This window comes from Streptomyces sp. NPDC085596 (genome assembly GCF_044541565.1).
In the GTDB taxonomy this organism is placed as follows: Bacteria; Actinomycetota; Actinomycetes; order Streptomycetales; family Streptomycetaceae; genus Streptomyces.
Map to the genome: position 1 here is coordinate 44,369 of NZ_JBITTC010000010.1, position 13,679 is coordinate 58,047.

A 13,679-nucleotide genomic window follows, 5' to 3' on the forward strand; every position below is an offset into this window, starting at 1 on the left:
CGATGAGCGACACCGAAACCGACAAGAGCCAGGACCAGGAAGGACTGGGCGCGGCCGGCTCACAGCTGTCCACCGCGCCCCAGGAGGACACGACCGCCCTGCCGGGCCTCGGCGTCATCGGCTGGACCCGCTGGTTCTGGCGGCAGCTGACCTCCATGCGGGTCGCGCTGCTGCTGCTCCTGCTGCTCTCCCTCGGCGCGATCCCCGGCTCACTGATCCCGCAGACCGGCGCCGACGCGAGCAAGGTCGAGGCGTTCCGCGCGACCCACACCACGCTCGCGCCCGTCTACGACAAGCTCGGGCTGTTCCACGTCTACAGCTCGGTGTGGTTCTCCGCGATCTACATCCTGCTGTTCGTCTCCCTCATCGGCTGCATCGTCCCGCGCACCTGGCAGTTCATCGGCCAGCTCCGCGGCCGCCCGCCGGGTGCCCCGCGCCGCCTGGACCGGCTGCCCGCGTACACCACCTGGCGCACCACCGCCGAGCCCGAGCAGGTCCGCGAGGACGCGCTCGCCCTGCTGAAGAAGCGCCGCTTCCGCGCCCACACCGCGGGTGACGCGGTCGCCGCCGAGAAGGGGTACGTGCGCGAGCTGGGCAACCTGGCCTTCCACATCTCGCTGATCGTGCTGCTGGTCGCCTTCGCCTCCGGCCAGCTGTTCAAGTCCGACGGCACCAAGCTGGTGGTCGAGGGCGACGGCTTCTCCAACGCGCTGCCGATGTACGACGACTTCAAGTCCGGCAGCCTGTTCCACAACGACGACCTGGTCCCCTTCAGCTTCGACCTGTTGGACTTCAAGGGCACCTACGAGCTGACCGGCCCCAGCCGCGGCACCCCGCGCACCTTCGAGGCGAAGATCGACTACAGCGAGGGCGCTTACGGCAGGACGCGCTCCAAGCTCGTCCAGGTCAACCAGCCGCTGAAGATCGACGACGCCAAGGTCTACCTGGTCAGCCACGGCTACGCGCCCGTCATCACCGTCCGCGACGGCAAGGGCAAGGTGGTCTACCAGGACGCCGTGCCGCTGCTTCCGCTGGACGGCAACGTCACCTCGCAGGGCGTCGTCAAGGTCATGGACGGCTACCACGACGCCAAGGGCACCAAGGAGCAGCTCGGCATCCGGGCCTTCTTCCTGCCGACCTACGGCGGCGGCGCCTCCGTCCTCTCCCAGTTCCCGGCGCTGCTGAACCCGGTGCTCAACCTGGAGCCGTACCACGGCGACCTCGGCGTCGACGCGATGCCGCAGAGCGTGTACCAGCTCGACAAGAAGCACATGAAGGGCTTCAAGGACACCAAGGGCAAGCAGCTGCGGGTCAACCTCAAGCCGGGGCAGACCATGAAGCTTCCCGACGGAGCCGGGACCGTCACCTTCGAGAAGGACGTCAAGGAGTGGGCGGGCTTCCAGATCGTCCAGGAGCCGGGCGGCGCCTGGGCGCTGGGCGGCGCCCTCGCCGCCATCTTCGGCCTCGCCGCGTCCCTCTTCATCCAGCGCCGCCGGGTCTGGGTGCGGGCCGTGCGCGGCGCCGACGGGGTCACGGTGGTCGAGATGGCCGGCCTCGGCCGCAGCGAGTCCGCCAAGGTCCCCGAGGAACTGGGCGACCTCGCCGGAATCCTCTACGACCGGGCGCCCGGCGCCACCGACACCCACGAAGACGCATCCCACGCCGTACCCGCCGAAGGGCATGTGAAGTGACTCTCGCCGCCGCAACCGACCTCGCCGCCGCGACCAACGAGCATCTGGCGAGCGTCAGCAACACGCTGATCTACTCCTCGATGGCCGTGTACACGCTGGCCTTCTTCGCCTACATCGCCGAGTGGCTCTTCGGCAGCCGCAGCAAGGTGGGCCGCACGGCCGCCGCGCTCACGGACGGCACCAGGACCGCCAAGAGCGGCGGCCCGGCCGTCACCGTGAAGCAGGCGGGCGGCACCACCGTGCTGGAGCGCCCGCAGGTCGTCGTACGCTCCGCCGCCGGCGCCCGTGACGTGCCGGACGGACCCGGCGCCCACGGCGGCGACGTCCAGGGCGACATGTACGGCCGGATCGCTGTCTCCCTCACCGTGCTCGCCTTCCTGGTGGAGCTGGCCGGTGTGGTCGCCCGCGCGGCCTCCGTGCAGCGCGCCCCCTGGGGCAACATGTACGAGTTCAACCTGACCTTCTCCACCGTCGCGGTCGGCGTGTACCTGGGCCTGCTCGCAGGTAAGAAGAACGTGCGCTGGCTCGGCCTGTTCCTGATCACCACGGTCCTGCTGGACCTCGGCCTCGCCGTCACCGTGCTCTACACCGCCAGCGACCAGCTCGTCCCGGCGCTGCACTCGTACTGGCTGTACATCCACGTCTCCACCGCCATCTTCTGCGGCGCGGTGTTCTACGTCGGCGCGGTCGCCACGATCCTGTACCTCTTCAAGGACTCCTACGAGAGCAAGCTGGAGAGCGGCGGCACGCCGGGCACCTTCGCCCGCTCGGTGCTGGAGCGACTGCCCGCCTCCGCCTCGCTGGACAAGTTCGCCTACCGGGTCAACGCAGCCGTCTTCCCGCTGTGGACGTTCACGATCATCGCGGGCGCGATCTGGGCGGGCGACGCCTGGGGCCGGTACTGGAACTGGGACCCCAAGGAGACCTGGTCCTTCATCACCTGGGTCGCCTACGCCTGCTACCTGCACGCTCGCGCCACGGCCGGCTGGAAGGGCCGCAAGGCCGCCTACCTGGCGCTGATCGCCTTCGGCTGCTGGCTGTTCAACTACTACGGCGTCAACATCTTCGTCAGCGGCAAGCACTCGTACGCGGGCGTCTGAGCGCCCGTTCGGCGACACTGGAGCCATGAGCGGTTCCATCGAACCCATCGGGCCCAGCATGAGCCAGACCCACGGGAACACGCACATACGGCACTTCCTGGTGCGGCTGCCGAGGTCCATGGAGGAGGTCTGGCCCGCGGTGGCCGCCGCCGAGGGCCTGTCCGCCTGGTGCACCCCGGTCGACGTGCTCGAACCCCGCCTCGACGGCACGGTCGCGCTGCGCGACCTGGGCGCCGGGCGGGTCACCGCCTGGGACGTGGACCGGGTCGCGGAGTACACCGTCGAGGGCGGCGACAGGCTGCGGTTCCACCTCGAACGCGACGGCGAGGACGGCAGCACCCTGCGCTTCACCCACGAGTACCAGGGCGAGGGCGCTTCGGAGGCCGAGTGGCGCGTCCGATTCGAACGGCTGATCGGTTACTGGGGCTCAGCCGAGCGGGGCCGTGAGCAGGTCCCGTAGCCGCTCCACGTACAGGCCCATGTTCTTCGCCGCCACGTCCGTGTCCGGGTGGCGGCTGGCCAGCCACAGACCGTCGTGCAGCCGGTTGACCCACACGCACACCTGATCGCCGTACGACACCCGCAGCAGGGCGTGCGCGTTCTGTTCCGCCCAGCGGGACGCGCCGGGGATACCGCGGGTGTCGACGAACGAGACGATCGAGTACAGGTCCGGCGACGTCGGCCGGAAGTCCGCGCCCAGCAGGCTCAGCACCCGGGCCAGCGGCATCCGGGCCAGCGTCCGGTTCGCCTGGAGCTCCGCGCGCACCGCCCGCAGCGTCGAGGCCAGGTCGGGCGAGTGGCCGAGCGGCACCTCGATGGGGGCGCCACCGACGAACCACCCCACCGAGTCGTTCCACTGGGACTTCACCCGGGTGTGGAACGGCACCACCGTCCGGTACACCGACTGCTCGCCCAGCTCCTGCACGATCAGCGCGGTCGCCGCCAGGAGCCCGACCAGACTGCCCCCGTACGGCCGGCAGTACGCCTCGAACGCGGCCGCCGCCTCAGCGTCCACCAGCGGCTCGCAGATCATCCGCTGTCGCGGCAGCGGGCCCCCGGGCTCCACCCCCAGCTCGACCGGGAACGAGGGCAGCGTGCCGTCGCAGCGCCGGATGAACTCCCGCCAGCGGGCCACCGTCTCGTGCCCGCCGTCCAGCCGGTCGGCGTCCGCCCGCTCGATCTCGCAGAAGTCCACGTAACTGGCCGCCGGGGTACGCACCACCGGCCCGCGCCCCTGACGGCCGGCCGTGTACAGCTCCTCGATCTCGGCCGGGATGCCGTGCAGCGAGTAGGCGTCCACATTGCTGTGGTCGAAGGCGAGGAAGACGGTGGCCGAGTCCTCCCGGACCACGGCCGCGTAGATCAGGTTCGGCCAGCGCAGCGCGTCCGCGACCGTGTCGAACCGGGACTGGAGATACGCGGTCAGCGCGGCCGCGTCCGTGAAGTCGCCGGCCGTCTCCCGGTGCAGGGTCACGTCGTCGGCGTCCAGGGTGAAGCGGCGCAGCTCCTCGCCGTCCTCGCCCGCCCAGCGGAAGCCGCTGCGCAGCGTCTCGTGCCGGACCGTCCAGGCCCGCAGGGACTCCTGCAGCACATCGAGGTCGACCGGTCCCGCCAGGTCGAAGGAGGTGCCGAGCCAGGTCGGCACGAACAGGCCGTCCTCGCGGACGTGCCGGGCCGTCCGGATGTGCGACTCCTGGATGTAGGCGGGCGGCCGGGAGTCCTCCGGCAGCCCGTGCGCCGTGGCGACGGTCGCCGGACTCAGCGTCCACTCCACGAGCCGCCCCGGGCGGACCTCGCAGCGCTGGATGTCAGTGATTCGCACGCGTCTCCGATCGCAGAAGGGGACCCCGGTGTGGTGGGGCCCCCGTCAAGGGAATGCCGTCGCACGCGGTGGAGACATGCCCGCGCGGGGCTTTTCAGCGGAACGGATGGCGGGCCGAACGCGTGACCGTGCGCCCGCGCGGAGCGCCCGGGCCCCTCAGACCCCGATGTCCCCGATGACTCCGATGTCCTCGTTCCACAGCTCGGGGTTCTTCGCGACGAAGTCCCGCATCAGCGCGGCGCACTCGGGATCGTCCAGCAGCACGACCTCCACCCCGTGCGCGGCCAGCCACTCGTGCCCGCCGCTGAAGGTCCCCGCCTCCCCGACCACGACCCGCGAGATCCCGAACTGCCGCACCAGCCCCGAGCAGTACCAGCACGGCGAGAGCGTGGTCACCATGGTCGTCCCCCGGTACGACCGCCGCCGCCCCGCGTCCCGGAAGGCCGCCGTCTCGGCATGCGTGGCCGGGTCCCCGTCCTGCACCCGCCGATTACGCCCGCGCCCGAGCACCTCGCCGTCGGGCCCGCAGAGAGCGGCCCCGATCGGGACGCCCCCCTCCGCCTGGCCGGCCCGCGCCTCCGCGACAGCGGTACGCAGCCAGCCCCGCGCCTGCTCCAGATCCATGGGGGCACTGTCCCCGGGCGGGGAGGGCGGGCAAACGCGTCACTCGGTGTCCGGCTCGTCCTTCTTCAGGGAGCGGAGGAAGTCCGGGTTGTCGTCCGGGGCCACCCAGGTCGGGGCGGACGGCGACGGATGGCGGCTCTTGCCGGTGATCAGCCAGGCCAGGGGGCCGATCAGGACCTCGCCGAAGAGCAGGACGATGAACACCCAGGCCACCTTCGGCAGATGACGGACCTCGTCCTCGGGGGTGTTCAGACAGTCCACGAACGCGTAGATCCACAGGGCCAGGACCAGCAGGAACGGCAGATACCTGAGCATGGTCGCGCGATCTCCCCACGGTGTGGACGGCCCCGGTGACCGAGCCAGCGTATCCGGTGGCCGATACTGGGACACATGGCTTACGACGATCTTCGCTCCCTCCTGCGGGCGCTGGAGCGCGAGGGAGACCTCAAGCGCATCAAGGCCGAGGTCGACCCATACCTGGAGGTCGGTGAGATCGTCGACCGGGTACAGAAGGCCGGCGGACCGGCGCTGCTCTTCGAGAACGTCAAGGGCTCCGCGATGCCCCTGGCGATGAACGTCTTCGGCACCGACCGCCGCCTGCTCAAGGCGCTCGGGCTGAAGTCGTACGCGGAGATCTCCGACAAGATCGGCGGACTGCTGCGGCCCGAGCTGCCGCACGGCTTCGTCGGCGTCCGCGAGGCGTTCGGCAAGCTCGGCGCGATGGCGCACGTACCGCCGAAGAAGGTCAAGGGCGACAACGCACCCGTCCAGGAGGTCGTCCTCACCGGTGACGACGTGGACCTGGACGCGCTCCCGGCCCTGTTCACCTGGCCGAAGGACGGCGGCTCCTTCTTCAACCTCGGGCTCACCCACACCAAGGACCCCGAGTCCGGCGTCCGCAACCTCGGCCTCTACCGGCTCCAGCGGCACGACAAGCGCACCATCGGCATGCACTGGCAGATCCACAAGGACAGCCGCAACCACTACCAGGTCGCCGCCCGCCGCGGTGAGCGCCTGCCGGTCGCCATCGCCTTCGGCTGCCCGCCCGCCGTGTCGTACGCCTCCACGGCCCCGCTGCCCGGCGACATCGACGAGTACCTGTTCGCCGGGTTCATCGCCGGCAAGCGGATCGAGATGGTCGACTGCAAGACCGTGCCGCTCCAGGTCCCGGCCAACGCCGAGGTCGTCATCGAGGGCTGGCTGGAGCCCGGTGAGATGCTCCCCGAGGGCCCCTTCGGCGACCACACCGGCTTCTACACCCCGCAGGAACCGTTCCCCGCGCTGAAGATCGACTGCGTGACGATGCGGAAGCGGCCGCTGCTCCAGTCGATCGTCGTCGGCCGCCCGCCGACCGAGGACGGGCCGCTCGGCCGCGCCACGGAACGGTTCTTCCTGCCGCTGCTGAAGATCATCGTCCCGGACATCGTGGACTACCACCTCCCCGAGGCGGGCGGCTTCCACAACTGCGCGATCGTCTCGATCGACAAGAAGTACCCGAAGCACGCGCAGAAGGTGATGTCCGCGATCTGGGGGGCACACATGATGTCCCTGACCAAGCTGATCGTGGTCGTCGACTCCGACTGCGATGTGCACGATCTGCACGAGGTCGCCTGGCGGGCGCTGGGCAACACCGACTACGCCCGTGACCTGGTGGTCGCCGAGGGCCCCGTCGACCATCTCGACCACGCCTCCTACCAGCAGTTCTGGGGCGGCAAGGCGGGCATCGACGCGACGAAGAAGCTGCCCGAGGAGGGCTACACCAGGGACGGGGGCTGGCCGGACATGGTCCTGTCGGACCCGGATACGGCCGAACGGGTGACGCGGCGCTGGAAGGAGTACGGACTGTGAGCGGTGACGTCATTCTTGGAGGGGGCAGTGCGAAGCATGGTCCCCGCAGACGCGGGGGTGTTCCGGCTTTCCTGCGCCTGGTGATGATCGAGCACTCGGTCTTCGCGCTGCCCTTCGCGTACATCGCCTCGCTCACCGCCATGTACCAGTGGGACAGGAACATCCACTGGGCGCGGCTGCTGCTGGTCACCATCTGTATGGTCGGCCTGCGTACCTTCGCCATGGCGGTCAACCGGATCATCGACCGCGAGATCGACGCCCGGAACCCGCGCACCGCCCACCGCGAGCTGGTCACCGGCGCGATGTCGGTACGGCACGCGTGGACCGGCGCGCTGATCGCGCTCGTGGTCTTCCTCGGCTCGGCCGCCCTGCTGAACCCGCTCTGCCTGGCGCTGGCGCCGGTCGCGGTGATCCCCATGGTGGTCTATCCGTACGGCAAGCGGTTCACCAACTTCCCGCAGGCCATCCTCGCCCTGGCCCAGGCGATGGGCCCGGTCGGCGGCTGGCTCGCCATCTCCGGCACCTGGTCCTGGGACGCGGTGATCCTCGGCCTCGCGGTCGGCATCTGGATCGGCGGCTTCGACCTGATCTACGCCTGCCAGGACGTGGAGACCGACCGCGAGACCGGTGTCCTGTCGGTCCCGGCCCGCTTCGGCATTCCGGCCGCGATCTGGGGCGCGCGGGTCTGCCACGCCATCACAATGGCCCTGTTCGTCTGGTACGCCCTCCTCACCCACGCGGGCCCGTTCTTCTGGCTGGGCCTGGCGATCGTGGGTTCGGCCTTCATCTACGAACACCGCATCGTGCGACCTCACGACCTGTCCCGCCTGAACCGGGCGTTCTTCAGTGTCAACGGCTTCATCGGGATCGCCTTGTTCGTGTGTGCGCTGCTTGATCTGCTCGTCCGGGGGCTGACGGTCTGACCAAGGCGCACCCGCCCTGAACACGGGGCGTCACGCCGGTACTCTCAAGGTGTGAACGCAGGAGAAACGCAGCGCGTGCCTTGGATCGTGGGGGTTTCGGGAGCTTCCGGGACGCCGTACGCGGCGGCGGTGCTGCGGGCGCTGCTGGACGCCGGGGAGGACGTCGACCTGGTGGTCAGCCGGGCCTCGCGGCTGACGCTGCTGGACGAGACGGGGATCTCGTTCCGGGACGCCCACTGGCGCGAGGACCTGCGGGACTGGCTGGCGCGCGGCGCCGACGGCAAACCGGACACCTATGAGCCGGACCTCGGCCGGGTGCGGTACTGGAACGCGGGCGACCTCGCGGCGGGACCGTCCTCGGGGTCGTACCCGGTCAAGGGCATGCTGATCGTGCCGGCCTCCACGGCGTGCGTCGCGGGGGTGGCCCTCGGGCTGTCCAAGGACCTGCTCCAGCGGGCGGCGAGCGTGACGCTGAAGGAGCGCAGGCCGCTGGTGGTGGCGGTGCGCGAGACCCCGCTGAACGGGCAGACCCTGAGGCAGCTCGTCGCGCTGGACGAGGCCGGGGCGAGCGTGGTCCCCGCCTCACCGGCCTTCTACGCGGGCGCCACCCACATCCAGGACCTGGTGGACTTCGTCGCCGGACGGGTGCTGGACGCGGCGGGCGTGACGCACGGCCTGTACCGGCGCTGGAAGGGCGAGCTGGGCGGCGGCGCGCAGGACAAGTAGGCGCGCAGGACAAGTAGCGGTACCTCTCATCTCACGTAGGCAAATTTCACACCGGAAGGCTTCGATCGCATGGACGCGGTGGACAGGCAGCTCATCCAGGCCCTGAGGGAGAACGGCCGGGCCTCGTACGCGGAGCTGGGGCGCCTCGTCGGCCTGTCGGGACCCAGCGTCACCGACCGCATCAACCGGCTGGAGGCGGCCGGTGTCATCACCGGCTACCGCGCCACGGTGGACGCGGCCTCGCTGGGCCTCGGGGTCACCGCGCTGATCGGCATCTCGCTGTCCGACGCCGCCGACCACGAGGACGTGGCCCGCCGGCTGAAGGACCTCACCGAGATCGAGGACTGCTGGTTCATCGCCGGCGACGACTCCTTCATGCTGAAGGTCCGCTCCTCCGACGTGGACGGTCTGGAGAAGACGATCCGCCGGCTGAGCGGCACCAAGGGCGTCTCCCGCACCCGCACCACCATCGTGCTCTCCACGAAGTGGGAGAACAGGGTCGGGGAGCTGCCCGAAGAGGTGTGACAGCGGGTCAGGGGGTTCGGGGGAGTACGGTTGGTCAGGTTGTCGTGGAAAGGTGTTGGTATGGACGTCGGACTCAAGCGCGAGCTGGAGGACAAGGTCCGCTCCGGTGAGCGGCTGACCCGTGAGGACGGCATCGCGCTCTACGAGTCGGACGACCTGGCGTGGCTCGGCGGCCTCGCCCACGAGGTGCGTACGCGCAAGAACGGCGACGTTGTGCACTTCAACGTCAACCGGCACCTCAACATGACCAACGTGTGCACGGCGTCCTGCGCCTACTGCTCGTTCCAGCGCAAGCCGGGCGAGAAGGACGCGTACACGATGCGCATCGAGGAGGCCGTGAAGCTGGCCAAGGCGATGGAGTCGGAGAATCTGACCGAGCTGCACATCGTCAACGGCCTGCACCCGAACCTGCCGTGGCGCTACTACCCGCGCTCGCTGAAGGAACTGAAGGCCGCGCTGCCGAACGTCTCGCTGAAGGCGTTCACGGCCACCGAGATCCACCACTTCGAGACGATCTCGGGGCTGAGCGCGAGCGAGATCCTCGACGAACTCATCGACGCGGGCCTGGAGTCGCTGACCGGCGGCGGTGCCGAGATCTTCGACTGGGAGGTCCGGCAGCACATCGTGGACCACCGCACCCACTGGGAGGACTGGTCCCGTATCCACCGCCTGGCGCACGAGAAGGGTCTGAAGACCCCGTGCACCATGCTGTACGGGCACATCGAGGAGCCCCGTCACCGTGTGGACCACGTGCTGCGGCTGCGTGAACTCCAGGACGAGACCGGCGGGTTCCAGGTCTTCATCCCGCTGCGCTACCAGCACGACTTCGTGGACATGAAGGACGGCAAGGTCCGCAACCGCCTCCAGGCGCGCACCCAGATGGCGACCGGCGCCGAGGCGCTGAAGACGTTCGCCGTCTCCCGGCTGCTGTTCGACAACGTCCCGCACGTGAAGGTGTTCTGGGTGATGCACGGCGTGCAGACCGCCCAGCTCGCCCTCCAGCACGGCGCGGACGACATGGACGGCTCGGTCGTCGAGTACAAGATCACGCACGACGCGGACAACTACGGCACGCCGAACAAGCTGACCCGCGAGGACCTGCTCGACCTGATCCGCGACGCGGGCTTCCGCCCGATGGAGCGCAACACGCGCTACGAGATCATCCGCGAGTACGAGGGCCCGGACCCGCTGCGCCGCGAGTCCCCGCAGGCGATGCGGGTCTGATCGACCGGATTCACCGTTGAGCCGGGGCCAAGGTAAGGATTACCTTGGCCCCGTGGCTCTTACCTTTACCCTGGACCCCGCCGTCACCCCCGACCTGCGGGACGGACTGCTCGACCTGTGGGCGGACGTCACCAACGCGGGCGGCGCCGTCGGCTTCGTGCCGCCCGTCACGCGCGAGGACGTACGGCCCGAGCTGGTCGGCTCGCTGGCCCGGTTCGCGCGGGGCAGCGGCAGACTGCTGGTCGGGCACGACGAGGAGGGCCGGGTCGCGGCGACCGCGTTCCTCACCTTCAACAGCCACCGGCTGATGACCCACTGGCTGTGGCTCTACACGGTGATGGTCCACCCCAAGCACCAGGGCCGGGGGTACGGCCGCGAGCTGCTCGCGGCCGCCGCCGACGCCGCGCGCGGCTTCGACGGCATCGAGTCGATCCGGCTCGGCTGCCGGGGCGGTCTCGGCCTGGAGCGCTTCTACGCCTCCTGCGGCTACCGCGAGGTGGGCCGGGTACCGGGCGCCATCCGGGTCGGACCGGGCGAGTTCCGGGACGACATCACGATGCTGCTGGACCTCGGCTGAGCCCGCTCACCCCCCGTCAAGATCGGGTGGGACGCGTGCTTCACTGGACGGTGCACGTCATGGGATTCGGGACCGTAACTCCCCGTACGCCCCCTCCGACACGGAAGAGTGGATTGAGATGCTCCGCTACACGCTGATGCGCCTCGGCGTCTTCGCCGGCTGCCTCGTGGTCGCCTGGGGAGCCGTCTACTCCGGGATCTTCCCGCGCGGTTTCGGCGCCTCCAACTTCTTCTGGGTGGTACTGCTCGCCATGGTGCTCTCGGCGCCGATCAGCTGGGTGGTGCTGCGCAAGGAGCGTGAGCGGGCCTCCGTCCAGGTCGTCGGCCGGGTGGACCGTATGAAGGCCAACCTGGAAGCCAGCCGCAGCCAGGAGGACGCGGCCGAGGCGCCGAGCCAGGCTTCCTGACCTCTTCACGGAGCGGCGCCGGACGGCGGCAGAAGCAGAACATCCCTCACGAAACCTCCGACACTGCACACGCCCGGCTCCGGACCACCGCCCGATGCGCACAGGGTCGCCACAGGCGCCTCGTACGATCGCCAGCCTGAACGGCGGCGCACCGGGTCCACGGAAGGCCGCCGTGAACGCCCCGGTGCGCGGGGCGCGTATGTCATGCAGCAAGCAGTACACCGCTGCACGTCCCAGGAGCCGCCCGTGACCGCCCTGTACCCCAACGCCCCCGTCTCGCCCGCCCCGCACGTCTCGGCCCTCGACTACGACGGCCGCCCGGTGCTGGTGGAGCCCGAGATCCGGCGCCTGGACGGGGCCGTGTGCGAGGTGGCGGTACCGCCGCTGGCGCCCCCGGTGACGCACGGCTCCCTGGCCGACCTGCCGTTCGACAACGCCGAGGCCGCGCCCGGCGCGGTCGTGCTCAGCCGGAAGAACGCCGACGGCGAGTGGGAGGACGTGACGGCGGAGCGGTTCGCGGCCGAGGTGCTGGCGGTGGCGCGCGGGCTGGTCTCGGAGGGGCTGATGCCCGGCGAGCGGATCGCCGTCATGGCCCGCACCCGCTACGAGTGGACCCTGCTGGACTTCGCCGCGTGGGCGGCCGGTCTGGTCACCGTGCCCGTCTATCCGACCTCCTCCGTCTACCAGACCCGCTGGATACTCCAGGACTCCGGCGCCGTCGCCCTCATCACCGAGACCACCGCCCAGGGCGCGGCCATCGCCCCGGAGCTGGCCCAGCTGCCCGAGCTGCGGCACGTGTGGGTCATCGACGAGGGACATGTGGAGCTGCTCGCCGAGGCGGGCGCGGGGACGCCGGACGGTGAAGTCGCCGTACGCCGGGGCATGCTGGGCCCCGACACCCTCGCCACGCTGATCTACACCTCGGGCACCACCGGCCGGCCCAAGGGCTGCGCACTCTCGCACGGCAACTTCTTCGCCGAGGTCGACAACGCCATCGAGCTCCTGCACCCGGTCTTCAAGGCGACGACCGGCGACGAGGCGTCGGTGCTGCTGTTCCTGCCGATGTCCCACGTCTTCGGCCGCATGGTCGCCATCGCCTGCGTACGGGCCCGCGTACGACTCGGCCACGCGCCCAGCCTCAAGCCCGAGCAACTCCTCCCGGACCTGGCCGCGTTCCGTCCGACCTGTCTGCTGACCATCCCGTACATGCTGGAGAAGGTGTACAACACCGCCCGCGCGAAGGCCGAGGCGAGCGGCAAGACCGCCGCCTTCGACCGGGCCGCCGCCACCGCCGTGCGCTACGGCGAGGCGCTGGAGGCCCGCCAGACCGGCACCGGCAACGGCCCGGGCGCCGCACTGAAGGCGAGCCGTTCCTTCTTCGACCCGCTCGCCTACCGCAAGCTGCGCGCCGCCATGGGCGGCAAGGTCCGCTACGCCATCTGCGGCGGCTCCCCCCTCGGCCGCCGCCTGGCCGCCTTCTACGCCGGCGCGGGCATCGAGATCTTCGAGGGGTACGGCCTCACCGAGTCCACCGGCGCGACCACCGTCACCCCGCCGCTGAGGCCCCGCCTGGGCACCGTCGGCTGGCCGCTGCCCGGCACCCGGGTCCGGATCGCGGCCGACGGCGAGATCCTGATCTCCGGCGACCATGTGCTGCGCGGCTACTGGGACCAGCAGGCGGGCGGTGTCGTCCCCGCGACCCGCGACGGCTGGCTGCCCACCGGCGACCTGGGCGAGCTGGACGACGACGGCTACCTCACCATCACCGGCCGCAAGAAGGAGCTGCTGATCACGGCGGGCGGCAAGTCGGTGGCCCCGGCCCCGCTGGAGAACTGGCTGCGCCAGCACCCCCTGATCTCCCACTGCCTCCTCGTCGGCGACGGCCGCCCCTACATCGGCGCGCTCATCACCCTGGACGCGGACGGACTCAACCACTGGCGCCAGATGAACGGCAAGCACCCGGTGCCGCCGGAACTGCTCGTCGGCGACCCGGACTTGAACGCCGTGCTGTGGGACGCCGTCGAGCAGGCCAACCAGCTCGTCTCCCGCCCCGAGTCCATCCGCCGCTTCACCGTCCTGCCCGGCGACTTCACCGAGCACACCGGCCACCTCACCCCGTCCATGAAGCTCCGCCGCGCCCGCATCCTGCGGGACTTCGCGGACGAGGTGGAGGGCCTGTACGAGGGCTCGGGCCAGAACACGGGCCCCTGAGT

Annotated in this window: 14 protein-coding genes; 11 read left to right on the forward strand and 3 right to left on the reverse strand. The window is 70.4% G+C overall.

Features of this window, described 5'->3' with window-relative positions; translation table 11 throughout:
• The first annotated feature begins 2 nt into the window (after positions 1 to 2).
• Genes ACIGA3_RS25755 through ACIGA3_RS25765 form a run of 3 tightly spaced genes read left to right on the forward strand, consistent with a single transcriptional unit; the run spans position 3 to position 3,251 of the window.
• Positions 3 to 1,691, forward strand: a complete 1,689-nt coding sequence (locus ACIGA3_RS25755; protein ID WP_399720018.1) for a cytochrome c biogenesis protein ResB — start codon at positions 3 to 5, stop codon at positions 1,689 to 1,691.
• Positions 1,688 to 2,791: a c-type cytochrome biogenesis protein CcsB gene (gene ccsB, locus ACIGA3_RS25760; RefSeq protein ID WP_399720020.1), complete on the forward strand. Its 1,104-nt coding sequence runs from the start codon at positions 1,688 to 1,690 to the stop codon at positions 2,789 to 2,791. Before ACIGA3_RS25755 ends, ccsB begins: the two co-directional genes overlap by 4 nt.
• A gap of 25 nt (positions 2,792 to 2,816) precedes the next feature.
• Positions 2,817 to 3,251, forward strand: coding sequence for a hypothetical protein (locus ACIGA3_RS25765; RefSeq protein WP_399720023.1), 435 nt, complete (start codon positions 2,817 to 2,819; stop codon positions 3,249 to 3,251).
• Here the strand turns inward: ACIGA3_RS25765 and ACIGA3_RS25770 are convergent.
• The 3 genes from ACIGA3_RS25770 to ACIGA3_RS25780 form a co-directional block, all read right to left on the reverse strand.
• Positions 3,219 to 4,613, reverse strand: coding sequence for a condensation domain-containing protein (locus tag ACIGA3_RS25770; protein ID WP_399720026.1), 1,395 nt, complete (start codon positions 4,611 to 4,613; stop codon positions 3,219 to 3,221). The genes ACIGA3_RS25765 and ACIGA3_RS25770 overlap by 33 nt on opposite strands.
• 156 nt (positions 4,614 to 4,769) lie before the next feature.
• Positions 4,770 to 5,237 carry a nucleoside deaminase gene (locus ACIGA3_RS25775; RefSeq protein ID WP_399720028.1) on the reverse strand — a complete coding sequence of 156 codons (468 nt, stop codon included), beginning with the start codon at positions 5,235 to 5,237 and terminating at the stop codon, positions 4,770 to 4,772.
• 39 nt (positions 5,238 to 5,276) lie between these two features.
• Positions 5,277 to 5,552: a PLD nuclease N-terminal domain-containing protein gene (locus ACIGA3_RS25780; RefSeq protein WP_399720030.1), complete on the reverse strand. Its 276-nt coding sequence runs from the start codon at positions 5,550 to 5,552 to the stop codon at positions 5,277 to 5,279.
• A 75-nt stretch (positions 5,553 to 5,627) separates the two neighbouring features.
• Here ACIGA3_RS25780 and ACIGA3_RS25785 point away from each other — a divergent pair, with 75 nt between their 5' ends.
• The 8 genes from ACIGA3_RS25785 to ACIGA3_RS25820 all read left to right on the forward strand — a co-directional run bounded on the left by ACIGA3_RS25785 (position 5,628) and on the right by ACIGA3_RS25820 (position 13,677).
• Positions 5,628 to 7,085, forward strand: a complete 1,458-nt coding sequence (locus ACIGA3_RS25785; protein WP_399720032.1) for a menaquinone biosynthesis decarboxylase — start codon at positions 5,628 to 5,630, stop codon at positions 7,083 to 7,085.
• 11 nt (positions 7,086 to 7,096) lie between these two features.
• A complete protein-coding gene (mqnP, locus tag ACIGA3_RS25790; RefSeq protein ID WP_399720499.1) occupies positions 7,097 to 8,008 on the forward strand; it encodes a menaquinone biosynthesis prenyltransferase MqnP in 912 nt (303 codons plus the stop codon).
• Positions 8,009 to 8,083: 75 nt separating this feature from the next.
• A complete protein-coding gene (locus tag ACIGA3_RS25795) occupies positions 8,084 to 8,734 on the forward strand; it encodes a UbiX family flavin prenyltransferase (RefSeq protein WP_399720034.1) in 651 nt (216 codons plus the stop codon).
• A 69-nt stretch (positions 8,735 to 8,803) separates the two neighbouring features.
• Entirely contained in the window at positions 8,804 to 9,259 is a 456-nt protein-coding gene (locus ACIGA3_RS25800; RefSeq protein ID WP_018543802.1) for an Lrp/AsnC family transcriptional regulator, read from the forward strand.
• Between the two features lie 60 nt (positions 9,260 to 9,319).
• Positions 9,320 to 10,483 carry an aminofutalosine synthase MqnE gene (gene mqnE / locus ACIGA3_RS25805; RefSeq protein WP_399720036.1) on the forward strand — a complete coding sequence of 388 codons (1,164 nt, stop codon included), beginning with the start codon at positions 9,320 to 9,322 and terminating at the stop codon, positions 10,481 to 10,483.
• Between the two features lie 52 nt (positions 10,484 to 10,535).
• The gene (locus ACIGA3_RS25810) at positions 10,536 to 11,060 is read left to right on the forward strand and encodes a GNAT family N-acetyltransferase (protein WP_399720039.1); all 525 of its coding nucleotides are present in this window, start codon (positions 10,536 to 10,538) and stop codon (positions 11,058 to 11,060) included.
• Between the two features lie 118 nt (positions 11,061 to 11,178).
• Complete coding sequence (locus ACIGA3_RS25815; RefSeq protein ID WP_399720041.1) at positions 11,179 to 11,466, forward strand: DUF4229 domain-containing protein; 288 nt, start codon at positions 11,179 to 11,181, stop codon at positions 11,464 to 11,466.
• Positions 11,467 to 11,712: 246 nt separating this feature from the next.
• Positions 11,713 to 13,677, forward strand: coding sequence for an AMP-dependent synthetase/ligase (locus ACIGA3_RS25820; protein WP_399720043.1), 1,965 nt, complete (start codon positions 11,713 to 11,715; stop codon positions 13,675 to 13,677).
• Positions 13,678 to 13,679 lie beyond the last annotated feature (2 nt).